Origin of the sequence: Lentzea indica, assembly GCF_012184385.1 — a bacterium.
In the GTDB taxonomy this organism is placed as follows: Bacteria; Actinomycetota; Actinomycetes; order Mycobacteriales; family Pseudonocardiaceae; genus Lentzea; species Lentzea indica.
In genome coordinates, this window is sequence record NZ_VSRL01000015.1 from 15,806 (window position 1) to 38,363 (window position 22,558).

The 22,558-nt window shown below is 68.8% G+C and carries 26 protein-coding genes; 11 read left to right on the forward strand and 15 right to left on the reverse strand.

Translation table 11 applies throughout. The features are described from left to right. Positions 1 to 110: 110 nt before the first annotated feature. The 7 genes from FXN61_RS06590 to FXN61_RS06620 all read right to left on the reverse strand — a co-directional run bounded on the left by FXN61_RS06590 (position 111) and on the right by FXN61_RS06620 (position 9,170). On the reverse strand, positions 111 to 1,412 hold the full coding sequence (locus tag FXN61_RS06590; RefSeq protein WP_167971245.1) for an MFS transporter: 1,302 nt from the start codon (positions 1,410 to 1,412) through the stop codon (positions 111 to 113). 97 nt (positions 1,413 to 1,509) lie between these two features. Further along, entirely contained in the window at positions 1,510 to 2,964 is a 1,455-nt protein-coding gene (locus FXN61_RS06595) for an FAD-dependent oxidoreductase (RefSeq protein ID WP_167971246.1), read from the reverse strand. After that, entirely contained in the window at positions 2,961 to 4,880 is a 1,920-nt protein-coding gene (locus FXN61_RS06600) for a molybdopterin oxidoreductase family protein (RefSeq protein WP_167971342.1), read from the reverse strand. The genes FXN61_RS06595 and FXN61_RS06600 overlap by 4 nt, the downstream gene beginning before the upstream one ends. Before the next feature lie 105 nt (positions 4,881 to 4,985). Beyond that, positions 4,986 to 5,783 carry a TIGR02569 family protein gene (locus tag FXN61_RS06605; protein ID WP_167971247.1) on the reverse strand — a complete coding sequence of 266 codons (798 nt, stop codon included), beginning with the start codon at positions 5,781 to 5,783 and terminating at the stop codon, positions 4,986 to 4,988. Positions 5,784 to 5,931: 148 nt separating this feature from the next. Next, the gene (moeZ, locus tag FXN61_RS06610; RefSeq protein WP_167971249.1) at positions 5,932 to 7,104 is read right to left on the reverse strand and encodes an adenylyltransferase/sulfurtransferase MoeZ; all 1,173 of its coding nucleotides are present in this window, start codon (positions 7,102 to 7,104) and stop codon (positions 5,932 to 5,934) included. 79 nt (positions 7,105 to 7,183) lie between these two features. Then, entirely contained in the window at positions 7,184 to 8,176 is a 993-nt protein-coding gene (locus FXN61_RS55115) for a DUF3152 domain-containing protein (RefSeq protein ID WP_312877580.1), read from the reverse strand. A gap of 40 nt (positions 8,177 to 8,216) precedes the next feature. Continuing rightward, a complete protein-coding gene (locus FXN61_RS06620; protein WP_312877581.1) occupies positions 8,217 to 9,170 on the reverse strand; it encodes an alpha/beta fold hydrolase in 954 nt (317 codons plus the stop codon). 127 nt (positions 9,171 to 9,297) lie between these two features. Between FXN61_RS06620 and FXN61_RS06625 the strand changes: the two genes are divergently transcribed. Then, a complete protein-coding gene (locus FXN61_RS06625; protein ID WP_167971251.1) occupies positions 9,298 to 9,927 on the forward strand; it encodes a TetR/AcrR family transcriptional regulator in 630 nt (209 codons plus the stop codon). Positions 9,928 to 10,136: 209 nt separating this feature from the next. On the opposite strand, the gene FXN61_RS06630 is transcribed toward FXN61_RS06625, so the two are convergent. Both FXN61_RS06630 and FXN61_RS06635 read right to left on the reverse strand, forming a co-directional pair. After that, complete coding sequence (locus FXN61_RS06630; protein ID WP_167971253.1) at positions 10,137 to 10,919, reverse strand: alpha/beta fold hydrolase; 783 nt, start codon at positions 10,917 to 10,919, stop codon at positions 10,137 to 10,139. Continuing rightward, a complete protein-coding gene (locus tag FXN61_RS06635; protein ID WP_167971255.1) occupies positions 10,892 to 11,779 on the reverse strand; it encodes an AurF N-oxygenase family protein in 888 nt (295 codons plus the stop codon). Before FXN61_RS06635 ends, FXN61_RS06630 begins: the two co-directional genes overlap by 28 nt. 61 nt (positions 11,780 to 11,840) lie before the next feature. Between FXN61_RS06635 and FXN61_RS06640 the strand changes: the two genes are divergently transcribed. After that, positions 11,841 to 12,524: a TetR/AcrR family transcriptional regulator gene (locus FXN61_RS06640; RefSeq protein ID WP_167971257.1), complete on the forward strand. Its 684-nt coding sequence runs from the start codon at positions 11,841 to 11,843 to the stop codon at positions 12,522 to 12,524. Further along, positions 12,524 to 12,832, forward strand: a complete 309-nt coding sequence (locus FXN61_RS06645; protein WP_167971259.1) for a DUF4873 domain-containing protein — start codon at positions 12,524 to 12,526, stop codon at positions 12,830 to 12,832. The genes FXN61_RS06640 and FXN61_RS06645 overlap by 1 nt, the downstream gene beginning before the upstream one ends. 43 nt (positions 12,833 to 12,875) lie before the next feature. Here FXN61_RS06645 and FXN61_RS06650 read toward each other — a convergent pair whose 3' ends face one another. Next, positions 12,876 to 13,100, reverse strand: coding sequence for a DUF3107 domain-containing protein (locus FXN61_RS06650; protein WP_167971348.1), 225 nt, complete (start codon positions 13,098 to 13,100; stop codon positions 12,876 to 12,878). Between the two features lie 43 nt (positions 13,101 to 13,143). Beyond that, positions 13,144 to 13,785, reverse strand: coding sequence for a ferritin-like fold-containing protein (locus FXN61_RS06655; RefSeq protein ID WP_167971261.1), 642 nt, complete (start codon positions 13,783 to 13,785; stop codon positions 13,144 to 13,146). A 347-nt stretch (positions 13,786 to 14,132) separates the two neighbouring features. Here FXN61_RS06655 and FXN61_RS06660 point away from each other — a divergent pair, with 347 nt between their 5' ends. The 4 genes from FXN61_RS06660 to FXN61_RS55120 are packed head-to-tail and all read left to right on the forward strand — an operon-like array spanning position 14,133 to position 17,968. Next, positions 14,133 to 15,746, forward strand: coding sequence for a DEAD/DEAH box helicase (locus FXN61_RS06660; protein ID WP_376770594.1), 1,614 nt, complete (start codon positions 14,133 to 14,135; stop codon positions 15,744 to 15,746). Positions 15,747 to 15,751: 5 nt separating this feature from the next. Next, positions 15,752 to 17,083 carry an Rv3212 family protein gene (locus tag FXN61_RS06665; protein ID WP_188134759.1) on the forward strand — a complete coding sequence of 444 codons (1,332 nt, stop codon included), beginning with the start codon at positions 15,752 to 15,754 and terminating at the stop codon, positions 17,081 to 17,083. Between the two features lie 7 nt (positions 17,084 to 17,090). Further along, positions 17,091 to 17,888, forward strand: coding sequence for an alpha/beta hydrolase (locus FXN61_RS06670; protein ID WP_312877583.1), 798 nt, complete (start codon positions 17,091 to 17,093; stop codon positions 17,886 to 17,888). Continuing rightward, positions 17,843 to 17,968, forward strand: a complete 126-nt coding sequence (locus FXN61_RS55120) for a hypothetical protein (RefSeq protein ID WP_312877584.1) — start codon at positions 17,843 to 17,845, stop codon at positions 17,966 to 17,968. Before FXN61_RS06670 ends, FXN61_RS55120 begins: the two co-directional genes overlap by 46 nt. A 26-nt stretch (positions 17,969 to 17,994) precedes the next feature. On the opposite strand, the gene FXN61_RS06675 is transcribed toward FXN61_RS55120, so the two are convergent. The 4 genes from FXN61_RS06675 to FXN61_RS06690 form a co-directional block, all read right to left on the reverse strand. After that, positions 17,995 to 18,435 (reverse strand): hypothetical protein, encoded by a 441-nt coding sequence (locus FXN61_RS06675; protein ID WP_167971265.1) that lies wholly within the window; start codon positions 18,433 to 18,435, stop codon positions 17,995 to 17,997. Further along, entirely contained in the window at positions 18,432 to 19,751 is a 1,320-nt protein-coding gene (locus tag FXN61_RS06680; RefSeq protein ID WP_167971267.1) for an O-antigen ligase family protein, read from the reverse strand. Before FXN61_RS06680 ends, FXN61_RS06675 begins: the two co-directional genes overlap by 4 nt. A 92-nt stretch (positions 19,752 to 19,843) precedes the next feature. Continuing rightward, positions 19,844 to 20,044: an A24 family peptidase gene (locus FXN61_RS06685; RefSeq protein WP_167971269.1), complete on the reverse strand. Its 201-nt coding sequence runs from the start codon at positions 20,042 to 20,044 to the stop codon at positions 19,844 to 19,846. Next, complete coding sequence (locus FXN61_RS06690) at positions 20,041 to 20,451, reverse strand: A24 family peptidase (RefSeq protein ID WP_167971271.1); 411 nt, start codon at positions 20,449 to 20,451, stop codon at positions 20,041 to 20,043. The genes FXN61_RS06685 and FXN61_RS06690 overlap by 4 nt, the downstream gene beginning before the upstream one ends. A gap of 208 nt (positions 20,452 to 20,659) precedes the next feature. Between FXN61_RS06690 and FXN61_RS06695 the strand changes: the two genes are divergently transcribed. The 4 genes from FXN61_RS06695 to FXN61_RS06710 all read left to right on the forward strand — a co-directional run bounded on the left by FXN61_RS06695 (position 20,660) and on the right by FXN61_RS06710 (position 22,547). Further along, entirely contained in the window at positions 20,660 to 20,863 is a 204-nt protein-coding gene (locus FXN61_RS06695; protein ID WP_167971273.1) for a Flp family type IVb pilin, read from the forward strand. Positions 20,864 to 20,891: 28 nt separating this feature from the next. After that, positions 20,892 to 21,014 (forward strand): Flp family type IVb pilin, encoded by a 123-nt coding sequence (locus FXN61_RS57075; RefSeq protein WP_167971352.1) that lies wholly within the window; start codon positions 20,892 to 20,894, stop codon positions 21,012 to 21,014. 64 nt (positions 21,015 to 21,078) lie between these two features. Further along, entirely contained in the window at positions 21,079 to 21,477 is a 399-nt protein-coding gene (locus FXN61_RS06705; protein ID WP_167971275.1) for a TadE/TadG family type IV pilus assembly protein, read from the forward strand. Continuing rightward, positions 21,465 to 22,547 (forward strand): TadE/TadG family type IV pilus assembly protein, encoded by a 1,083-nt coding sequence (locus FXN61_RS06710; RefSeq protein WP_167971277.1) that lies wholly within the window; start codon positions 21,465 to 21,467, stop codon positions 22,545 to 22,547. The genes FXN61_RS06705 and FXN61_RS06710 overlap by 13 nt, the downstream gene beginning before the upstream one ends. The last annotated feature ends 11 nt before the right edge of the window (positions 22,548 to 22,558 follow it).

The window sequence follows — 22,558 nt, forward strand, 5'->3', positions numbered from 1 at the left end:
CGCATCACTCCTTCCGCCCGCTATGCTCATCGGGCGGCGTGTCATCCCATGGTCCGCAATATTTCGCGGGTGTTAAAGGAAACTCTCTTCGCAGCTCAGTGCGGTGTGCGTCACACGCCTGCGTAGGCGAGGCTCGGCCGCTGCACGAACACGTTGCGCCTCAGGTAGAACCACCACGTGGTGCCGAGGCAGAGCGCGTAGAACACGAGGATCGCGGTCAGCGCGGGTGTCAGGGTCTTCGAGCCCTCCAGCGAGAACTTGAAGACCAGGTTCACCAGCACACCACCGGCCGCGCCGATCGCACCCGCGATGCCGACCACCGCGGCGGCCTGCCGCTTGGCGGACTTGTCGTCGTCCGACTGCGTCTTGAAGATCGCCGGGATCATCCGGTACGTCGAGCCGTTGCCGACACCGGCCAGCACGAACAGCAGGATGAACGAGCTGAAGAACAGCGGGAAGCTCTTCATGTCGACGCTGGTCATGACACCGATCGTGCCCACACCGAGCCCGACGAACGTCCAGAGCGTCACCTTCGCGCCGCCGATCCGGTCAGCCAGCCATCCGCCGGCCGGACGGGCCACCGAGCCGATCAGCGCGCCGAGGAACGCGAGCGCCACCCAGCCCTTGTAGTCCACGAAGCTGATCTTGATCAGCGAGGGGAAGGCGAACGAGTAGCCGATGAACGACCCGAACGTGCCGATGTAGAGGAACGACATCACCCAGGTGTGCTTGTTGGACATCGCCAGCTTGTACGACTGCCCGTCCGGCTTGGCCTGCGTCAGGCTGTCCATGAAGAACCACGCGCAAGCCGTGGCGAGGACGATGAACGGCATCCAGATCAGCGCGGCGTAGGCGAGGTGGATCCCGGTGCCGATCGTGATGACGACCGGCACGATCAGCTGCGTGACGGCGACACCGAGGTTGCCGCCCGCGGCGTTCATGCCGAGCGCCAGGCCCTTCTTGCCCTCCGGGTAGAAGAACGAGATGTTCGCCATCGAGGACGAGAAGTTGCCGCCACCGAGGCCCATCGCGGCCGAGGTGAGCAGGAAGAACCAGTACGGCGTGCCCGGCGTGGTGACCGCGTAGACGAGCATCGCGCACGGGATCAGCAGCAGCCCGGCGCTGATCGTCGTCCACAGCCGCCCGCCGAACTTCGGCACGGCGAACGTGTAGGGAACCCGCAGGACCGCGCCGATGAGGTTCGGGACGATCAACAGCCAGAACTGCTGGCCGACGCTGAAGTTGAACCCGACGGAGCCGAGGCTCACGACCACGATGCTCATCAGCACCCAGACGCTGAAGCCGAGGTTCTCCGCGAAGATGGAGAACGCCAGGTTCTTGCGGGCGATCCGCTTGCCGGTGCTCTCCCAGAACTCGGGCTTCTCCGGCTCCCAGTGGTCGATCCAGCTCATGAAGTCCTCCGTGGGGTCGGCGATTGCCGGAAAACGTAAGAAGCGCTGATTACCAAGGGGTTCTGGACGATGACGACGGAGGCAACTCCCGCGCACATCACGCCGACTGCGGCTGTGAGGCCCCCAGCCAGTCGAGGAGTCCGCACACAGCGTCCTTGCAACCACCACAGCCCGTGGTCGCGCGGGTGGCCTCGGCGAGCTGCGGCAGACTTTCCGCGCCCGCACGCCAGGCTGAGACGATCTGCCCCTTGGAGACGGTGTTGCAACGGCAGATCACCGCGCTGGACGGGAGATCCGCCGGGCTCGCCGCCTCCGCGGGCAGTGCTCGGCCCAGCAGCAACGCCAGACGATCAGTCGGGGCAGGGATTCCGCGGTCGTAGAGCTGGGTGATCGTGGCGGCGGCGTCGGGTGCGCCGAGCACGATCGCGCCGGTCACCCTGTCGTCGCGCAGCACGAGCTTGGCGTAGCGGCCGCGCGAAGGTTCCTGGAAGCACAGGACTTCCGAGTCGGGGCAGTCCACATCCGTGTGCACGTCACCCAGCGCAGCGAGATCCACGTCACGTGCTTTCAACCGCGTGACAACGGAAGTCCCGCGGTACCGGGCGGCCGGGTTGGCGCCGGTGAGCCGGTCCGCGAGCACGGCAGCCTGGTCCCAGGCGGGTTGTACGAGGCCGGACACCGTGCCGGGGTGCTGTGCGCAGTCACCGATGGCGTGGATGCGCGGGTCGCTGGTGCGTAAGACGTCGTCGACGATGATGCCGCGGTCGACTTCCAGGCCCGCCTTGACCGCCAACGAGGTTTCGGCGCGGACGCCCGCGGAGACGACCACGAGCTCAGCAGGAACGTGGGTGCCGTCATCGAGGATCAGCCCGTCACCTGGCAGGTACTTGGCTGCCAGCGCGTTCAGGCGGAACTCGATGCCGAGCTGGCCGAGGGTGCGGGCCAGGACGCTGCCGGCGCCGGGGTCGAGCTGGCGTTCCATGAGGTGGCCGACCGGGTGGACGACGGTGACCAGGCAGCCGCGTCCGGCCAGTCCTCGGGCGGCTTCGATGCCGAGGAGGCCGCCGCCGAGGACGACGACGGGCGCGCCTTTGTGCGTCTTGGCTTCGATCTCGGCGCAGTCGTCGAGGGTGCGGAAGGCGACGACGCCGGGGGCGAGCTTGCCGTCTTCGACGAGTCCCTCGGCAGGCGGAACCCACGGAGTGCTACCGGTGGCGAGCACAAGAGCGTCGTACGGGATGGGCTCGCTCTCCGGCCCGGTGATCCCCGGCGTGCCCGAGACCGTCACGGTTCGCGAGCCGCGGTCGATCTCCAGGACCTCACAGCCCAGCCGCAGGTCGATGTTGTGCCCGGCCGCCCACTTCTCGTCGTGCAGCCTGGTCGACTCCGGCGTCATGGTCCCGGCGACGACGGTCGAGAGCAGCACGCGGTTGTACGCGGCGTGCGGCTCCGCCCCGATGATGGTGATGGAGATGTCCTGGTCACGGCGGCGCAGCTCATCTGCCAGACGCGCGCCCGCCATGCCGTAACCAACGATCACGACTCGCCTCATGCCCGCTCCAATCGAACCGCGCAGACCTTGAACTCGGGCATCCGGCTCGTGGGATCGAGCGCGGGGTTGGTGAGCAGGTTCGCCCGCCCCTCACCGGGGAAGTGGAACGGCAGGAACACCGCGTCGGAACGCATGCTCGGCACGCACCGCACGGTCGCCGTCACCCGTCCCCTCCTGGACACGACGTGAGCGGGCTCGCCCGACGTGAGCCCCGCCCGCGAAGCTGTGTCCGGGTGCACTTCCACGTACATCTCGGGAACGGCCTTCATGAGCTCGCCGACCCGCCGCGTCTGCGCACCCGACTGGTAGTGCTGCAGGACCCGCCCTGTGGTGGCCTGCAACGGGTACTCCTCGTCCGGCGGCTCCGCCGGACCCTTGTGGTCGACAGGGATGAACTTCGCCAGGCCGTCGGCGTGCGCGAACCTGTCAAGGAAAAGCCTTGGCGTGCCTGGATGGTCGACCGACGGCACCGGCCAGTGCAGCTGCTCGGCGTCGAGCCGCTCGTAGGTGATGCCGGAATAGTCGGAGAGACCGCCGGCGGACGCCTTCCGCAGCTCCTCGAACACTTCCTTGGGCTCGGTCAGGAACTTCTCAGCGCAGCCGAGGCGTGCGGCCAGCCCGTGGATGAGGTGGAGGTCGCTGCGAACACCGGCAGGCGGGTCGAGTGCCTTGCGGCGCCTGATGATCCGGCCTTCGAGGTTGGTCATCGTGCCGTCTTCCTCGGCCCACTGCGTCACCGGGAACACGACGTCGGCCATCGCGGCGGTCTCGGACATCACGAAGTCCGCGACCACCAACAGGTCCAGCGCCTTCAAACGCTCGGCGACCCGCGACGCTCGCGGCGCCGACACCACCGGGTTGCTACCGAACACCAGCATCGCTTTGAGGTCGTCGGCGACCAGCAGCTCGTACGCACTGCGGCCGGGTCCTGGCAACCAGTCGACACCCCAGACCTTCATGATGTGCTGCCGCGCCACGGGATCGTCGAGCTTGCGGTAACCGGGCAGCTGATCGGCCTTCTGCCCGTGCTCACGCCCGCCCTGCCCGTTGCCCTGCCCCGTCAAGCAGCCGTAACCGGAGCCGGCACGGCCAGGCAGTCCCAGGGCGAGCGCCAGGTTGATCCACGCGGAGACGTTGTCGGTGCCGGAAGCGTGCTGCTCGGTGCCGCGCCCGGTCAGGATGTACGACCGCCCGGCCAGCATGTGCACGGCAGCGCGCTGGTCGGCGGCGGAAACGCCCGTAACGCGTTCGGTGTGCTCGGGCCACCACTGCGCGGCGATGCGCCAGGCGTCGTCGAACCCGGTGGTCCGGGAGGAGATGTACTCCTTGTCGATCAAGCCCTCCATGACCGCCGTGTGCAGCAGGCCCAGCGCCAGCGCCAGGTCCGTGCCCGGCGCGGGCTGCAGGTGCAACGTCGCGCGCTCGGCGGTGGGTGTGCGGCGCGGGTCGATGACGATCAGCCGGGCACCCTCGAGGTGACGCAGGAACGGCGGCATGGTCTCGGCCGGGTTCGATCCCGCCAGCAGAACCGTGTCCGCGGACTGCAGGTCGGTCAGGGGGAACGGCAGACCTCGGTCCAGCCCGAACGCCTTGTTGCCCGCAGCAGCGGCGGACGACATGCAGAACCGGCCGTTGTAGTCGATCTGCGAGGTCTTCAGCGCAACCCTGGCGAACTTCCCGAGCAGGTACGCCTTCTCGTTGGTCAGCCCGCCGCCGCCGAACACGGCGACCTCGTCGGGCTCGTACGAACGGATCCGGGACGCCACGAAGTCCAGCGCCTCGTCCCAGGAGACGGGCTCACCGTGCAGAAGAGGTGTCGTGAGGCGGCCTGGATGGCGCAGCAACTCCCCCGCCGTCCAGCCCTTCTGGCACAGCCCACCGGGACCAGGGGCAACCTGGCCGTCGATGACGCTCATGGAGCACTGCAGCGCGCAGTAGGGGCAATGGGTCACGCCGCTGACGCTAAGAAGCCCCTGTTAACGCGGCGGTCCGGAATGTTTCCAACCTGGAAAGTTGTCTGCTCACAGCATTGCGGACACCTGGTGAGCAGCTCGTTCCAAGCCCGCAAACGACTGTGACGTTGACAACGGGTGAAGAGCGTGTACCGCCAGCCGGAACAAAGTCGCGCGCACCAACACCTGCGTCCACTCGCTCAGATGGCTCCACCGCTTGAACAGGCCGGGGTCCGCGCCACCCCACGCGACGGCGTCCACCGCGATCACGGCGGCGGCCCACTCGGCGGGGCGCCAGTACGCGGTGAAGTCGATGACGGCCGGCGGGGCGTTGCCCGCGAACAGCACGTTGCCGAACAGGTCACCGTGCACGACCTGCGGTCTGAGGTTGATCGGCTTCCGCGTTTCCTTGAACAGGTCGAACAGCCTGCCGCCGAGGTCGGCGTCGAGCGGAACGTCCTCCTCGCCCCACGTCAAACGGTCGGCGACGGCGAACACGTCCGTGCGCGCGTCCAGGAAACGGGGCTTGGGCAGCTCGGTGGTGGCCTGGTGCAGGCGCTGAGCCACGGAGATGACCTCGTCGTGGCGTGCCTCGGCACGACCGGCGAGGAACTTGGTGGCCGACCAGCCGCCGACGACGTACCGGCCGTCGGTGGACCGCAACGGTCTGCCGATGCGCAGGTTCGGCACGTCCAGCCCGTCGAGGGTCTTGGCGATCCAGGTGGCTTCCGCAGGCTTGGGCGCGGGCCGGACGGTGGCGTCGCCGCAGCGCCAGGCAGGTCCGCCGTCGATCAGCTCTGGCTCGGCGTCACGTGCCCCGAACGCCGCACGCACGTGCGCTGGGGGCGGTTCGGGGGTCCGGGTCACGGCTCGGCACGCTACCTGCTCAGACCACCCGGTTGGCGGAACGCGACACGCCGTGATTCATCCCACCACCCACTTGGCCCAGTGGTTGGAGCGTCTGCAAGTACCGCCAACTAGGCCGTTGGTGGTACTTGCAGACGCCCTCAAGCCATCAGTACGTCGGCAGCGACGGATCGACCTCTCGCGCCCACGCCAGCACTCCACCGCCGACGTGCACGGCGTCCTTGAAGCCCGCCTTGTGCAGCGCGGCCAGCGCCTCCGCCGAACGAGCACCGGACTTGCAGTGCAGCACCAGCGGCTTGTCCTGCGGCAGCTCCGAGAACGCCTCGCCGGACAGGATCCGGTCCTTCGGGATCAGCACCGAGCCCGGGATCTTCACGATCTCGTACTCGTGCGGCTCGCGAACGTCCACCAGCAGGAAGTCCTCACCGGACTCCTGCTTGTGCTTGAGCTCGAGCGGCGTGATCGTGTTGCCCGCGGCCGCCTGCTGCGCGTCCGTGGACACGACACCGCAGAACGCCTCGTAGTCGATCAGCTCGGTGATCTTCGGCGACTCCGGGTCCTTGCGGATCTTGATGGTCCGGTAGCTCATCTCCAGCGCGTCGTAGACCATCAGGCGGCCCAGCAGCGGGTCGCCGATGCCCGTGAGCAGCTTGATCGCCTCGGTCACCATGATCGAGCCGATCGACGCGCACAGCACGCCCAGCACGCCGCCCTCCGCGCACGACGGGACCATGCCGGGAGGCGGCGGCTCCGGGTAGAGGTCGCGGTAGTTCAGGCCCTGGCCGTTCGGGGCGTCCTCCCAGAAGACGCTGACCTGGCCCTCGAACCGGAAGATCGAGCCCCAGACGTACGGCTTGCCCAGCAGCACCGCGGCGTCGTTCACCAGGTAGCGCGTGGCGAAGTTGTCCGTGCCGTCGAGGATCAGGTCGTAGTCGCGGAAGATGTCCAGCGCGTTCTCGGAGTTGAGATGCGTCTGGTGCAACACGACCTTGACGAACGGGTTGATCTCGGCGACCGAGTCGCGCGCGGACTCCGCCTTGGGGCGGCCGACGTCGGACTGGCCGTGAATGACCTGACGCTGCAGGTTCGACTCGTCCACGACGTCGAAGTCGACGACGCCGAGCGTGCCGACTCCGGCCGCGGCCAGGTACAGCAGTGCCGGGCTGCCCAGGCCGCCCGCGCCGACGACGAGCACTTTCGCGTTCTTCAGCCGCTTCTGCCCGTCCACCCCGACGTCCGGGATGATCAGGTGCCTGCTGTAGCGCGCGACTTCTTCCTTGGTCAGCTCCGCGGCTGGCTCAACGAGCGGCGGAAGCGCCATGCTGCTCCTCCTCGACGAATGTCTCCGTGTCCGAGACAACGTCTACCCTGCCTGGACTCTTCCCGGTTGGAAAGCCGTCTCAGCCAGCGGGAAACGGGTTCGTCGTGCAGACCTTGCCGTCGGCGGGCACGACGTCCAGGCCCGCGTTCATCTGCGAGACGAAGTTGTTCGCGACACCGAACGTCTGCTGCATCATCACCGGGGCCGGCGCGCCGTTCTCCGCGCAGGGCGCGTGGCCGCTGCCGAGCGCGTGGCCGACCTCGTGGTTGATCACATAGGTCCGATAGCCGGCGAGGTCGGGGCCATAGGCCATGGCACCGCGCACCCAGCGGGCGACGTTGATGACCACCCGCTTGCTCGCCGGGTTCCAGCAGGAGGTCTCGAACGGGATCTCCTTGCCGCAGAGCGTGTGCGTCGTCTTCGTGGTGGTCAGGCTCACGATGAAGTCCGGGTTCTGGTTCGGCTCGACGCGCTGCAACGCGACCTGCTTCGTGCCGATCCAGCTGCGCGGGTCGGACAGGATCCCGTCGACGGTCCTGGCGAACGCGCCGTCGTCGTTGTTGTAGTCGGCGGGCTTGACGCCGTCCTCGATCGCGATCGAGTACTTGCGGAACTTCTGCGCGTTCCCCTCGCCTATCCGCGGCCCGCTGCCCGCCAGCGCCTTGAACGTGCCGACGCCGTCCTCGGAGAACCCGGGCCCGGCCGGCAGCTCGGCCGTGGGGATGTCGAGCTTGGGCTTCGACGCCTGCTTCTCCGACGGAGGCACTTCCGGCGTGGAGGTGGAGTTACCGGCCGGATTGTTGGGTGCGCCGCCGGCCGGGGGCGACTTCGGCTGCACCGTGTCGAGCACCACCAGCGCGGTCAGCACCAGGAGCACCGGGATCGCGTAGATGCGCCACCCGTAGTTGGAGACGAGCTTCTTCACACCGCCGCGCTTGCGGGGCCGCCGGTGCTGGGCGGTGCCTTCCGGCTCCCAGGCGGCCGCGAGTGGCTCGGCGCTGGTCCGGCGCTCGCCGCGACGGTAGCGGTCAGCGGGCGGAGCAGTACGTCCTCGCTCGGGGGCGCGATTCACGTTGCCCAGGGTCCCACATCCCCCGTATGGCCGTCGTCCATCACCATGTGTGTCGGTCGACCGCCTCCCACATGCCCAGCACGGCCCTCGCCACGGTGGCCGGCCGCTCCATCTGGGCTACGTGGCCGGTCCGCGGAAGCACCAGCAGTCGTCCTTTCGGCAACAGCCGCGCCGTTCGGGGCCCCTTCCGCACGCTGACGAGCCTGTCGTTCTCACCCCACACGACCAGCGTGGGCGCCTTGACCAGTGGCAACAACCGCCACAACGACTTGGGGCCCGGCGTGAGCCAGCTCTGCATCAGCCCGAAGGTGCTGCGGTTGAGGGCCTGCCCCGCCCACTTCTGCCGAGCGCGCTCCTCGTTCTCCCTGATCGACTCCTCGATGCGGTGGTCGGGCACCACGCTCGGGTCGGCGAAGCACAGGGCGAGCATCTGCTTGGTGCGCTCGTGCGCGCTCAGCTTGGCCAGCTCCCTGCGCACCTTCGACCCGATGACCGGCAGGACGGCGAGTGCCATCCGCGGGTCCGACATGCGATCGAGGCGCGGCCTGAGATCAGGAACGGCCGGCGAGACCAGCGTGAGCGTCCTGACCAGATCAGGCCTGGTCGCGGCGGTGATGAGCGAGATCGCGCCGCCCATCGAGTTGCCGAACAGGTGCACGGGCTCCCCGAGCGTCTCGAGGTACTTGATCACCGTGCGGGCGTGCGCCGGGAGGCTGAAGTCGTAGCCGGGAATCGGCTCCGACCGCCCGAAGCCGGGCAGGTCGACCGAGTACCCGGTGACGTGGTCGCGCAGCTGGGCGGCGAGGTCCGTCCAGTTGGTCGCGGACCCTCCGAGCCCGTGCACGTAGACGGCAGGCGGCCCGTCGCCAGGGGTGACCCTGACGTGGACCTCGTGGTCGTCGATCTGGTGGAACTCACCTGGCCATGGCTTCTGAGACTTGTCCACCGGCGGGAGTGCGACCGTGGACAGCGGGGCGGGGATCAGCGTGCTCACCAGACCAGGATGCGGGAAAGAAGCAACAGTTGGTTCCCGGATGTGGGCTACCAGCGAGTAAGGTTGCGCTCACGCCTCGGTCTGGCAACCCCTTTCCGACGGCCGGAACACTCGTGCTGGAGGCACCATGACGGAGACGGCGCAGAGCGCACCCGCAGGCAGGGGCGTTCGACTGCCGCGCACCGCCCGCCGCGCGCAACTGCTGGCAGCGGCGCAGGACGTGTTCGTCGCCAACGGCTACCACGCCGCGGCGATGGACGAGATCGCCGAGCGCGCGGGCGTGTCCAAGCCGGTGCTGTACCAGCACTTCCCCGGCAAGCTCGAGCTGTACATGGCCCTGCTCGAGTCCCATGTGGACGACATGGTCAGCCGCGTGCGCGCCGCCATCGGCTCGACGACGGACAACAAGCTGCGCGTACGTGCCGCCGTGGCCGCCTTCTACGACTTCGTGGACGGCGAGGGCCAGGCGTTCCGGATGGTCTTCGAGTCCGACCTGCGCTCAGAGCCCGCCGTGCAGGAGGCCGTCGAGCGCGCCACCACCGACTCCGTCGACGCCATCACCGACACCATCACCGCGGACGCCGGGCTCGACCCCGAGCGTGCGCGCCTGCTGGCCGTCGGGCTCGTGGGCTTGTCGCAGGTCACCGCTCGGTCGTGGCTGGCGGACAACCGCCGGGTGCCCAAGGAGGACGCGGTCGCGCTGATCTCCAACCTGGCGTGGCGCGGTATCGGTGGCGGGTTCCCGCTGCAGCACTGAGCTTGTCCTGGTGCTGGTCGGCGCGGCGGCGGCGCGGTTCGCGCTGAAGCCGCCCGAGCAGCGCCGTCCAGATCACTGAGGCCAGGCCGGTCGACCTCGAAAACGAGCCCGGACAAGTACACGGCCGCGTACCTGTCCGGGATGGCACCAGTGCAAGGACTCCTGCAAAGTCCCGTACTCGCAGATCGGGACCAGCGCTCCCTGCTGACTCACATCAGCGCGGCGATCCGGCGAGCCACGTCCTCCGACCGTTCCAGCGGCAGCATGTGCCCGACCTTCGGATAGATCACGAACTCCGCGCCCGGCAACGCGTCCGCCAGCACCCGCGAGTGCCGCATCGGCGTGAGCACGTCCCACGAACCGGCCATGACGACGGTGGGGATGTCCGCCAGCACCGCCAGCGCCTCCCGCCGCTGGTGCAGGGTCAGCTCCTCCCGGATCCCGACGAACGCCTCACCGGTGGTGGCTCCCGCCATCGCCGCCGCGGCCCGCACGTCGGCCCAGCGAGGCCGATGGCCGAACGTGACCCGCAGGCCAGGCGTGATCAAGCGGCCGAACCCGACTTTCGGCCGCTTGACCAGCCACTTCCCCGCGAGCCGCTCCACACGGCTCAACCGGGGCAGGTTCCCGCACGACGTGGCCACGAGAGCCACCCCCGTGACGCGCGAGAACAACTCGGGGCGCTGCTCGGCCAGCGCCATGATCGTCATGCCGCCCAGCGAGTGCCCGGCGAGCACGATCCGTCCGGTGGGGACGTGTTCCTCCAGCACCGCCGCGAGGTCGTCGGCCAGTTCGGAGATCGTCGCGGTACCGCCGCCGGAAAGACCGTGGCCGCGCACGTCGTAGCGGACCACCCTGCCGGGCAACGAAGCGGCCACGCGGTCCCACGTCGTGAGGTCCATGGTCCAGCCGTGCAGCAGGACCGCCGTCACGCCGGAGGACGAAGACCCCGACGTGACGACGTTCAGCCGATCAAGAACGAGCGACGCCATGAGCGCATCCCCGGCTTTCCGACGAGTCCGGCCTCATCCAGGAACGACATGATCCGTTCCCCCGACCAGCGGATGGTCTCCTGGAACCGCGGGTTGGCCAGTGCCTGCCGGCGCGCCTCGCGCACGTCCAGGCCGACGGCGGCGTACACGGCGGGGTTGATGATCGTGCGCGTGATCATCATCGACACGTACCCGACGAGCCACTTCTGGTAGGGCAGCTCGAAACCGCGCAACGAGGACATCCCGCGGAGCAGCTCCTCGCGGGCGAACCGCACGTGACGGGCTTCCTCCAGCACGTGGATGCGGTTCACCATCCGCACGATCGGCTGGATGGTCTCGTCGTTCATCGCCTCGCGCTGCAACCGGTCGAGGATCTCCTCGGCGACCAGGATCGAGCCGTACATGGCAGGCCCGTAGCCGATGGTCGGCAGCAGCTTGCCGAGGCGGTGCGTGTGCCTGGTCGGCCCGTACGGCGGGCAGCCGATGCGTTCGACCAGGCGCGCGAACATCGTCGAGTGGCGGCATTCGTCGGCCACCTCGGTCAGCGCGTACTGGGCGTGCCGCGAGGTCGGGTCGGTGTTGTAGACGACCTTCACCAGCATCTGCATGAGCAGCAGCTCGAACCACAGGCCCACCGACGCGATCGACGCCAGTTCGTGCTTGGAGAGCTCGATGCGCTGCTCGACCGTCAACGAGTCGTACAACGGGGTGCCGTAGAGCGAAATGCGCTGTTCAGGAATGTAGAAGAGACCGTCGACCAGAGGTGCGGACCAGTCGATGTCCACCTCGGGGTCGTAGAACTTCTCCGCGGACGACTTCAGCAGCCTCTCCGCTGTCTTCTCCCGATCGGCGACCCTCATCGGTTGCCCTCCCCGGTAAGTGTTACTTGAGGTAACGGTTACTTCTGGTAGCGTGCGTCACATGGCACGCACTGTCAAGGGGCCGGACGCGCGACGCGAGCGCTGGAAGGGGCATCGCGAGCAGCGCAGGGCGGAGTTCGTGGAGTCCACGATCGCCGTCGTGGCCAAGAAGGGCCCCGACGTCGGCATGGAGGACGTGGCCGCGGAGGCCGGCGTCAGCAAACCCGTGCTGTACCGGCACTTCACCGACAAGTCCGACCTCTACCTCGCGGTGGGTCAGAGGGCCACCGAGCTGCTGATGGACCGGATGGGTCCCGCGCTCGCCGCCGACGGCCCGATCCGCGCCCGCATCGAACGGATCGTCGACGCGTACCTGTCGGTGATCGAGGAGAACCCGAACCTCTACCGGTTCGTGGTGAAAGGGTCCTTTGTGGACCGCCCGGTCGAGAAGGACGTCGTGGCGGAGGACAAGAACCTCATCGCCACCGCGCTGGCCAGGATCCTCGGCGACTACCTGCGCGCGTTCGACATGGACTCCGGCGGCGCCGAGCCGTGGGCGCACGCGCTCGTCGGCATGGTGCAGAACGCCGGCGACTGGTGGCTCGACCGCCAGACCATGTCCCGCGAGAACCTGAGCGACTACCTCGCCACGATCATCTGGCACGCCATCGACGGGCTGCTGCGCTCGGCGGGCGTCCAGGCCGACCCGGCAAAGCCACTCACCCCACTCCGATTGGTGGATTGATGAGCGAGCACGACGAAGACGGCTACACCGGCGAAGCCACCCTCGTTTTCGGATCCGACGAGGTGAACGTCGAGGTCGACCTGCGGGGCTACTTCCAGCCGATCGACGGCCGCTACCACTGGTACGGCCGCGTGAAGAAGAACGACGAGGTCACGAGCCGGGTCGAAGGAGGAGCGCGGACCGCGCTGCTTCACACCCCGACCGGCCAGGCGGAAGGCACGCTCACCGACCCCGACCCGTGGGGCCGCTACCGGGTCGGCGGCATCTCGACCCCGCCGTACAAGATCGAAGAGCCAGCAGAGCACTGAAAAAGCCCCGGTCGACGAGACCGGGGCTTTTTCGTCAAGTGCTTCAGGCGCCGAAGCCGACCTTGCGCGAGTCCTGCGGGCCGATCTCCACGTACGCGACGCGGCCAGCGGGCACGACGAACCGCGCACCCTTGGCGTCCACCAGCGACAGCACGCTGGACTTGCCGGACACCGCGTCCGCCACCAGTGCCTCAACCTCGGACGGGTTGAGCTCACTGGTCACGATGAGTTCCCGCGGACTGTCCGCGACGCCGATCCTGACCTCCACGCTGACCTCCGTGCTCAAGAGAAAAATCTACGGCCGAGCCTACCTAGCCGAGACCGAGCTGCGTCATGCGCCGCGCGTGACTCTGCTGGAGCCGGCGGAACAGCTGGCCGATGCCCGCGAGGTCGCCTGAGCCCCGCACGATCAGCTCGGCGAGCCCGTCCCGCTCCGCCACCACGTACTGGGCCTGCGTCAACGCCTCGCCGAGCAGCCGGCGGCCCCACAGCGCGAGCCGGTCGCGCACCCGCGGATCCGTCTCGACGGCGGCCAGGACTTCGCGCTCAGCGAACGCCGAATGACCCGTGTCGGCGAGCACGGCGAGCACCAGTTCCTTGGTCGGCGCGTCCAGCCACTCGGCGATCTCGCGATAGAAGTCGGCGGCCAGGCCGTCGCCCACGTAGGCCTTCACGAGCGACTCGAGCCACGACTTCGGGCTGGTCGACTCGTGGAACGCGTCGAAGCCCTTCACGAACGGCGCCATCGCGTCCTCGACGGCGATCCCCTCGGCGGCCAGGTGGTTCTGCAGCAGCGTGAAGTGACCGATCTCCGCGGCGGCCATCTGCGCCAACGCCGCGCGTCCCGCCAATGTCGGCGCCGTGCGCGAGTCCTCCGTCATCCGGTCGAAGGCCGAGAGCTCGCCATATGCGAGCGCTCCGAGAAGATCAACAACACCCTCCGCAACACCCATGAGAAGCAAGCCTAGTGCGGCGGACCCGAGACTCACCTGCCGGTCGACGCGTTCAGACGGGCGAATCGTGGTGCCGCCCCCACGCATATCGGGCATATGGGGGCGTGGGGGCGGTGCCGCGAGGCGTCCTGCTGAACGCCGCGAGCGGCTGGCGAGGGTCGGGTTTGCCGCACTAGGTGGTCAACGGGGTCTCGCCAGGTAGAATGGGTCTGGACGCCCGGCGTGACGAGTGTGACGACCACGCTGCGCGGCGCATGAAATGGTGCGCGTACACCTTTCCCGCAGCTGCTCATCGAGCGCGGTCGAGAGGCCCGGCCAGGGCTCGTACGCGCTTGGTACGAGAGAGGCTGATCACCCTGACCGCTGAAGTAGAAGCACATCTGGACCCGGTCCTCCTGGAACACAGCGAGGCCGGTGTCCCCGCAGAAGACACATCGCACCCGCTGCTGGCCGACGCCCCGGTTGCCAACGATTCCCCCACATTCGCCGAGCTCGGAGTGCGTGACGAGATCGTCAAGGCACTCAGCGAAGCCGGCATCGAACGCACGTTCGCCATCCAGGAGCTGACGCTCCCCATCGCTCTCGCCGGTGACGACGTCATCGGCCAGGCGCGCACCGGCACCGGCAAGACCCTCGGGTTCGGCGTGCCGCTGCTGCACCGCCTCGACACGCCCGGCGACGGCACCCCGCAGGCCCTTGTGGTCGTCCCCACCCGTGAGCTGTGTCTCCAGGTCACGCACGACCTCACCGACGCGTCGAAGCACCTGGGCGTGAAGGTCACCGCCATCTACGGCGGCCGCCCCTACGAGCAGCAGATCGCCGCGTTGCGCAAGGGCGTCGACGTCGTGATCGGCACGCCCGGCCGCCTGCTGGACCTGGCCGAACAGCGCCACCTGGTGCTCGGCAAGGTCAAGATGCTGGTGCTGGACGAGGCTGACGAGATGCTCGACCTGGGCTTCCTGCCCGACATCGAGCGCATCCTCACCATGGTCCCCGACGAGCGTCAGACCATGCTGTTCTCGGCGACGATGCCGGGCCCGATCATCACGCTGGCCCGCACGTTCCTGACGCAGCCGACGCACATCCGCGCCGAGGAGAACGACGCGGGCCAGACGCACGAGCGCACCTCGCAGTTCGTCTACCGGGCGCACTCGATGGACAAGCCGGAGATGCTGGCCCGCGTGCTGCAGGCCCGCGACCGCGGCCTGTCGATGATCTTCGCCAGGACCAAGCGGACCGCGCAGAAGGTCGCTGACGACCTGACCGAGCGCGGGTTCGCCGCGGCCGCCGTGCACGGCGACCTGGGCCAGGGCGCGCGCGAGAAGGCGCTGCGGGCTTTCCGCAGCGGCAAGGTCGACGTGCTGGTGGCCACGGACGTCGCGGCGCGCGGCATCGACATCGACGATGTGACGCACGTCATCAACTACCAGTGCCCCGAGGACGAGAAGACCTACGTGCACCGCATCGGCCGCACGGGCCGTGCCGGGCGCACGGGCGTCGCCGTCACGTTCGTCGACTGGGACGAGACGGCGCGCTGGCAGTCGGTCAACGAGTTGCTCGGCCTCGGCCAGCCGATGCCGGTGGAGACGTACTCCACGTCGGACCACCTCTTCGCCGACCTGGGCATTCCGTCCGGTTCCACGGGCCGGTTGCCGATGAGCCACCGCACCCGCGCCGGCCTGGACGCCGAGGAGGAGGAGAACCTCGACAGCGGCAAGCGCAAGCGCCGTCGTCGTACCGGCTCCACTCGTGCCGACGGTGAGCAGGCTCCCGAGGTGAGCGAGGCGACCAGGCCGAAGCGCAGCCGTTCGCGCACGCGCAGCCGTTCCGGTGTGCCAGTCGAGGGCGAGCAGGCGGAGACGTCGGCGCCGGAAGCGACCGACAAGTCCGCGTCCGACAAGCCCCGCAGGCGTCGGCGTCGCCGAAGCTCTGCCGAACAGGCCGCTCCTTCGGCAGACTGATCACCATGTCGTCCACCGGTTCCGACGTCACCGACATCGAGGACGTCCTCGACGAGCCAGCGCGCGAGCCTGAGCCCGTCGAGGAACGTCCGCCCGCCCGGTCCTGGCGCACCCGCGCCGACTTCATCGCGGTCGCGCTGATCGCTGTGGTCTCGGTCGTGGCAGCCGTGCTGACCTGGGCGTTCAGCGATGCTCGTGCCACGACGTCGGTCACCGGGCCGTCGTCGTGGGACCCGCTGCCCGAGGTCGCCGCGCTGCCCCCGTCGCTCGCCGAGGTGTGGCGTGCGAAGAGCGGCGCGACGCTGTCGCCCGTGGTCGTGCAGACCGCGGTGAAGGAGACGGGCGAGGAGAAGCCGTCGACGGCGGTCACCGGCGACGGCGGTGAGGTCAACGGGCGCGACCCGCTGACCGGTGACGTGCGGTGGACGTACAAGCGCGACCTGCCGCTGTGCGTGGTGAGCACGGGCTGGGGCCGTGCCATGGCCCTGTACTCGAAGGGCACGAACTGCTCCGAGCTCACCTCGCTCGACGGCGTCACCGGCGAGCGGCGGGCACAGCGCAACGGCGACGCGGAACCGGGCACGGCGCTGCTCAACGAGGGCTCGCACCTGATCACGACCGGGTCGAAGTACATGGAGGTCTACCGGCGCGACGACCTGGTGAAGTCGCTGGAGTACGGCAGCCTGCGCGCGATCGTGAACCCGAACAAGCAACCGCGGGTCGGCTGCGCGTACGGCTCGGTGGCGGTGACGTCCGGCAAGTTCGCGATGATCGAGCGCTGCCCCGACGACCCCAGCGACCGGATCTCGGTGATCAAGCCGAACCCCGACAAGTCCGACGAGCCGAAGGTGATCTCGAGCGTCCTGACCGGCGCCAAGAACGCGCAGGTCGTGGCCGTCACGGAGAAGCTCGTCGCGGTGGCGGTGCCGAACCCGAGCCGCATCGTCGTGTTCGACGCGGAAAGCGGCACGCAGGTCAGCGAGGCGCCGATCGACGTGCCGGCCGCGGACTTCGTCGATCCGCCGGGGCACGTGTCGCGCGCGTTCGCGACGAAGACGAACGTCTTCTGGTTCTCCGGTTCCAAGACGATCGCACTGGCGCACGACACGCTCGCTCCACTGTGGACTGCCGAAGGCACGCTGGGTGCCGGCACGACGCTCGCGGGCCGCGCGATCATCCCGGTGAAGGACGGCCTGCGGGTGTACGAGCAGGCAACCGGTGAGCTCGTGGGCACGATCCGCGTGAACCGCGACGGCCACACGGGCCCTGTGCAACTCGCCACAGCCGGTCCCGTCGTGCTCGAGCAGCGTGGCGAAACCCTGGTCGCACTGCGATAGTTCCCTCGTGTACTCGCAGATCAGCCCGCACCGGGCGCAACGTGTCGACCTGCCGGGCCGCTACGGCACGATCGCGGCGCTGCGCGCGCCCGCTGTGGGCGATGACGCGTTGCGCACGACGGCGCTGCTCGTGCCGGGCTACACGGGTTCCAAAGAGGACTTCGCGCCCATGATCGACCCGATCGCGGACGCGGGTTTCGAGGTCGTCGCGATCGACCTGCCTGGTCAGCAGGACTCGCAGGGCCCTGACGACGAGGCGCTCTACCGTCCGGGCCCGCTGGGGTCGGTGATCGCCGAGCTGATCGAGAAGATCGCCGCGGACGGCAGGAAGGTCCTGCTGCTCGGCCATTCCTACGGCGGCCTGGTGTCACGGGCCGCGGTGTTCGCCGGTGCCCCGATCGTGGGACTCACGCTGATGTCGTCGGGCCCGTCCGAGCTGCCCGCCGGCGAGCGCCGCTCGGTGCTGGAGGTCGGCGAGCACGTGCTGGCCGAGCAGGGCGTCGAGGGCTCCCAGAAGCTGAACGAGCTGCGGTCCTCACAGAACCCGGCGTGGGTGGCGCTTCCGCAGGAGCTGAAAGACTTCTACCGCACCAGGTTCCTCAAGTCACCGGCCGCGGCGTTGCTCGGCATGGGCAACGGCCTGCGCTACGAACCGGACCAGGTCGCCAACTGGGCCGCGCGTTGCGCTCGTCGGGCACGCCGTGCCTGGTGGTGTGCGGCGACGCGGACGACGCGTGGAGCCCGGCCGCCCAGCGCGACATGGCTGAGCGGCTGGACGCCGACTTCGCCCTGCTGCCCGGCGTGATGCACTCGCCGAACACCGAGGCGCCGCACGAGCTCATCGCCACGCTGCTGCCGACGTGGCGGGCCTGGCTGACGTCGTAAAACCGAGCCAGCCAGGCCGTTTCACATCACCACAGGTTGATGCGGATCTCCCGCTCGTCCCTGGCGGCGTTGCCGTTCTGGTAGGTCCGCAGCTCGCTCTTCGCGAACGCGGGGGCGATGGCGTCGAACGGGCGGTCGTTGGCCGTCACGATCACCGTGGTGGTCTCGAACCCGCCGGTGCAATTGAGGTTGTCCTTGTACGCGCTGCCGACGGCCACACCACCGATCTTGGCCTGGCTGACGGTCACGTTGAGGTAGCCCTGCTGGCCGGCCGGGCACGCGTAGGTCATCTGGACCTCGATCGCGGCACCCCAGGCCTTCAGCTTCGCGGGCGACTCCGCTCTGATGGCACCAGCGGACGGCGACTGCGCACTCACCTCCGCCATGACCGGCGCGATGGACGCGAGGATCGCGCCGCCCGCGACGGCGACGACCGCCAGCGTCTTGCCCCCGGAAAACTTCTTCATGCTGTTGTAGTCCCCTCATTCACTCCGTCCCTTGTGGACGGAAACCCCAGTCCGGCGCACAACCCCGCGACGATGAGCGCGACGGGCAGGTGCCACAGGAAGTCGAAACCGCTGTGCACCAGCACGACGACGACCGCCGCCATCGCCCCTGCCCACAACGAGGTCCCGCGCCCTCGCCACATGGCGATCAGCACGGCGGCAACGACCCCCAGCGCCAGCAGCAGCCCGACAGCCCCCAGCTCGACGAGCACCTGGAGGTACTCGTTGTGCACATAACGCATGACACGACTGCCCGCGTTGCCCCGCTCGAAGAAAAAAGATCCATTTCCGGGGCCGGTCCCGAGCAGCGGCGCCCGGGAGACGAGTTCCAGCGCGGCTCCGGTCGCGCCGGCACGGTCCGGTGAGCTGAACGAGACCCGCGTGGCCAGGCGGTCGGCGAAGCCGAGAGCGGCCACCCCGGCACCGGTCACCAGCAGCAGCACGGCGATCGGCACCACGAACCGGCCCAGCTTGGGCAACCCCACTGCCACCAGCGCACCCACGACCAGTCCGGTGACCGCGAGCAACGGCCGCGGTTCGTCGGTCACCCGCATCGACGGCAGCAACGCGCCGACCGCCACGACGGCACCGAGCAACGGCGGCGTGGCGGCCGTCAGCGTCTTCTTGACGCCCCAGAACGCGCACAGCACCAGCAACCCGGCCACCAGCGCGATCACGCCGGCACGGCTCATCGTCGCGCCGATCCCGGCGCACAGCAGGAAACTCAACACCGCTGTGAGCAACGCCGGCCGCAAGACCAGCGACAACACCGTGGCAGCCGCCATGATCGCGGCGGCGGCGTTCGGGTAGGTCAGGGTCGACCCGGCCCGCAGCAGTCCTTCCGCGACCGTCGTCCACGACGGCACCCGGAACACCACGGCCACCCATCCGGTGAACCCGATCAGCGCACCGACACCGGCAACGACCGTGGCGAGCAGCTCGCGTTGGGCCTGATCCGTCTGTGCCGCAACAAGCGCGGCGCCGACGAACACTCCCGCCGCGGCCACGGTGGGAAGCGCCGACAGCACGACTGACTCGAGCAGTCCGCGCACGACGGCCCACAACGCGAACGCTCCGCCAAGTGCCGCAAGGAGGTTCGGCCGAGGGCGGGCGAGGACGACGGCCACCCCGACCAGCAGTCCGGACAGCAGCCTGCCGGGCAGGTAGTACCCGCCCTGCGCGACGACGGCCGCGGCGAAGCCCGCGACCACCAGCAACACCGGAACCGGCAACGCGACCGAATCTCGGCGCGCGCCAACGACATCCGCCACAGCCATCGATTTCCCCCACAGATCGCGATCCGCCTCCCCAAGCGGATCGAGAGCACACTGTAGGTGCCGGACGGCCCCGGCGGTAGTGCGAGTCCCCGTCAGTGCAGCAACACCGCGGTGAACGCGCCGAGCAACATGAACGGCCCGAACGGCAACGTGCTCTTGAGCGTGATCCGCCGCAGGAGCAACAGGACCAGCGACACCACGGCCGACAGGATGAACGCCAGGGCGGCGCCGAGCATGAGCACCGGCCAGCCGAGCCAGGCGAGCGCCATCCCGATGACACCGGACAGCTTCACGTCGCCGTAGCCATCCCGGCGGGGTTGACGAACTCCAGCACCCGGTAGACGAACGCGAGCGTGAGCCCGCCGAGCACCGCCCGGCCGAGCGCGCTGATCGTGCCGCCGGTCAGCGCGGCCACGGTCAGCAGGATCAGCACCGCCGGATACGCGGGCAGCGTCAACACGTCCGGCAGGCGGCGCACGGCCGTGTCGATGAACGCCAGAGCGACCCCGACCGCGCCCAGGCACGCGAACGCGAGCACCTCCACCGAGCCGGCGAACTTGGTTGCGATCACGGCCAACACGGCCGCCGACACCAGCGGCAACGCGATGCCGGCGCGCGTGAACCGGTTGACCAGCTCGCGGAGCGCGACACCTGAGGCGAGTCCGCCAACGGCGCCGCCGACAGCCCAAAGAAGAGTCATGCGGCTGACGGTAGGTCCGCACGCGATATCAACGGAACGTCACAGCGACAAGTCGGACCGGCAGACCGACACCGTGTCCCCCGATCGACCGACATGTCCCCCGATCTGCATGTTCGTTACACCTCTTCGTCCGATACCGAACTGATCCGGCCGTCACGCACAGTTGTGGCGTCCCGAAAACGGAACCCCAATCCCACAGGAGACGACCATGCTGTACTTCCTCAGCTACCTGCAGACGTTCCTCACCGGCCCCGTGAAGCGCGAAGACAACGACCGAGGTGCGACAGCCGTCGAGTACGGCCTGATGGTCGGCCTCATCGCCGTCGTGATCATCGTCGCCGTGACCCTGGTCGGCACCAACCTGGATCTGCTGTTCGACAAGATCGGCACGGCGCTCACGCCCAAGGCGTGAGACATCGGTTGACGCGGACCGCGGCGCCATCGCCGTCGAGTACGGCCTGATGCAGGCGTTGATCGCCATCGCCGCACTGGTGGCCGTCACTGCCGTCGGCGAGAACATGGCCGCGATGTTCGAGTTCATCGCCGATGTGATCGACGGCTGAAGCCTCCTGTCCCGCGCGGCCGGCGGTGCCCTCCGCCGGCCGCGCACGATTCTTCGGAGCGGTCATGACGAACAGAGCTCGCGACCGCGGCGCGACCGCTGTCGAAGTCGCTTTGCTGATGCCCATCCTGCTGATGCTCGTGATGGGCATCGTCGACTTCGGGCGCGCGCTGCACGCCCAGATCACCCTGACCCAGGCGGCACGTGAAGGTGTCCGCGTTGTCGCGTTGAAACAACCTGACCCCGCCACCCGCACGCAGAACGCAGCCACCGGGCTGAGCGGCGTCGGTGTCGCCGTCACCGCCTGTCCCGCGACTTCCAGCAACGCCAGCGCCGAGGTGGAGGCCACGTACACCTTCGAGTTCGTGACACCGATCGGCGGGATCGCCGCGTTGTTCGGCGGCGGCGGATACGGCGACCCGATCGAGCTGAGCGCCAAGGGAGTCATGCCATGCGAAGGCTGAAAGGTGACGACCGAGGTGCGCTCGGCGTGCTGATCGGCATCCTGCTGGGCTTCGGCATGCTGCTCGGCATGGGCGCGATCGTGATCGACGTCGGGTTCATCTACCAGGAGCGCGCCGAGTTGCAGAACGGCGCCGACGCGGCTGCGCTCGCCGTCGCACGCGGCTGTGCTGCCGGCGCGTCGACCTGCCTGGTGAACAAGGCCAACTACTACGCCAACCACAACGCCAAGGACGGCGTGTCCACGGTGGATGAGGTGTGCGGGTTCGACGGCAATGGCGTGCTGCCCTCGTGCTCGGCGTCGTCGGGCACGATTACCGACTGCCCCGCCAAGCCGTCCTCCGGCACCACGTACGTGGACGTGCACACCTCGACGCAGACCGCGGGCGGCGACACCCTGCTGCCGCCCGCATTCGCCAGGACGTTGGCGGGCAATGATGCCTACGAGGGTACGAGGGTCGCCGCCTGCGCCCGTGCCGCGTGGGGCCCTCCGAAGACCGCGACCACGATCGCGCTCACCATCTCGTGGTGCGAATGGTCGACGGCGACCTCCGGCGGCACCGTGTACGGCCCGACACCGCCCACCACACCACCGCTGTCGGTGCACCAGGTGCTCAAGCTGCACACCACCAGCGGCACGGGATGCCCGAGCGGCCCCGCCGGGTCGGACGGTCCCGGTGAGTTCGGCTGGGTCGACGGCGCCGGCTCCGACTGCTCGGTGCTGATCGACAACAACACCTACAGCGCGGACACCGGTGCGTCAGCCGGCAAGGACTGCAAGGCCGCACTGGCGAGCGCGTGGAGCTCGCGCCAGCCCGTCTGGCTGCCGATCTACACCAACGTCACCGGGACCGGCACCGGCGGCACCTACACGCTCGCCGGCTTCGCGGGTTTCGTCGTCACCGGGTACTGGCTGCCTGGTGCCTCGCAGAAGGACTGGCTGACCGGCAAGAACGAGTGCACCGGCTCGGACAAGTGCGTCGCGGGCTACTTCGTCCAGGGCCTCATGCCCTCCACCGGCACCATCGGCGGCCCCGATCTCGGTGCCCGCATAGTCCAGCTCACCGGCTGAATCCCAGGAGT

Coding starts and splice junctions, on each gene's coding strand:
- FXN61_RS06590 (WP_167971245.1), bottom strand. CDS start 1,412: ATGAGCTGGATCGACCACTGGGAGCCGGAGAAGCCCGAGTTCTGGGAG.
- FXN61_RS06595 (WP_167971246.1), bottom strand. CDS start 2,964: ATGAGGCGAGTCGTGATCGTTGGTTACGGCATGGCGGGCGCGCGTCTG.
- FXN61_RS06600 (WP_167971342.1), bottom strand. CDS start 4,880: ATGAGCGTCATCGACGGCCAGGTTGCCCCTGGTCCCGGTGGGCTGTGC.
- moeZ (WP_167971249.1), bottom strand. CDS start 7,104: ATGGCGCTTCCGCCGCTCGTTGAGCCAGCCGCGGAGCTGACCAAGGAA.
- FXN61_RS06625 (WP_167971251.1), top strand. CDS start 9,298: ATGACGGAGACGGCGCAGAGCGCACCCGCAGGCAGGGGCGTTCGACTG.
- FXN61_RS06630 (WP_167971253.1), bottom strand. CDS start 10,919: ATGGCGTCGCTCGTTCTTGATCGGCTGAACGTCGTCACGTCGGGGTCT.
- FXN61_RS06635 (WP_167971255.1), bottom strand. CDS start 11,779: ATGAGGGTCGCCGATCGGGAGAAGACAGCGGAGAGGCTGCTGAAGTCG.
- FXN61_RS06640 (WP_167971257.1), top strand. CDS start 11,841: ATGGCACGCACTGTCAAGGGGCCGGACGCGCGACGCGAGCGCTGGAAG.
- FXN61_RS06645 (WP_167971259.1), top strand. CDS start 12,524: ATGAGCGAGCACGACGAAGACGGCTACACCGGCGAAGCCACCCTCGTT.
- FXN61_RS06655 (WP_167971261.1), bottom strand. CDS start 13,785: ATGGGTGTTGCGGAGGGTGTTGTTGATCTTCTCGGAGCGCTCGCATAT.
- FXN61_RS06665 (WP_188134759.1), top strand. CDS start 15,752: ATGTCGTCCACCGGTTCCGACGTCACCGACATCGAGGACGTCCTCGAC.
- FXN61_RS55120 (WP_312877584.1), top strand. CDS start 17,843: ATGGCTGAGCGGCTGGACGCCGACTTCGCCCTGCTGCCCGGCGTGATG.
- FXN61_RS06675 (WP_167971265.1), bottom strand. CDS start 18,435: ATGAAGAAGTTTTCCGGGGGCAAGACGCTGGCGGTCGTCGCCGTCGCG.
- FXN61_RS06680 (WP_167971267.1), bottom strand. CDS start 19,751: ATGGCTGTGGCGGATGTCGTTGGCGCGCGCCGAGATTCGGTCGCGTTG.
- FXN61_RS06690 (WP_167971271.1), bottom strand. CDS start 20,451: ATGACTCTTCTTTGGGCTGTCGGCGGCGCCGTTGGCGGACTCGCCTCA.
- FXN61_RS06695 (WP_167971273.1), top strand. CDS start 20,660: ATGCTGTACTTCCTCAGCTACCTGCAGACGTTCCTCACCGGCCCCGTG.
- FXN61_RS06705 (WP_167971275.1), top strand. CDS start 21,079: ATGACGAACAGAGCTCGCGACCGCGGCGCGACCGCTGTCGAAGTCGCT.
- FXN61_RS06710 (WP_167971277.1), top strand. CDS start 21,465: ATGCGAAGGCTGAAAGGTGACGACCGAGGTGCGCTCGGCGTGCTGATC.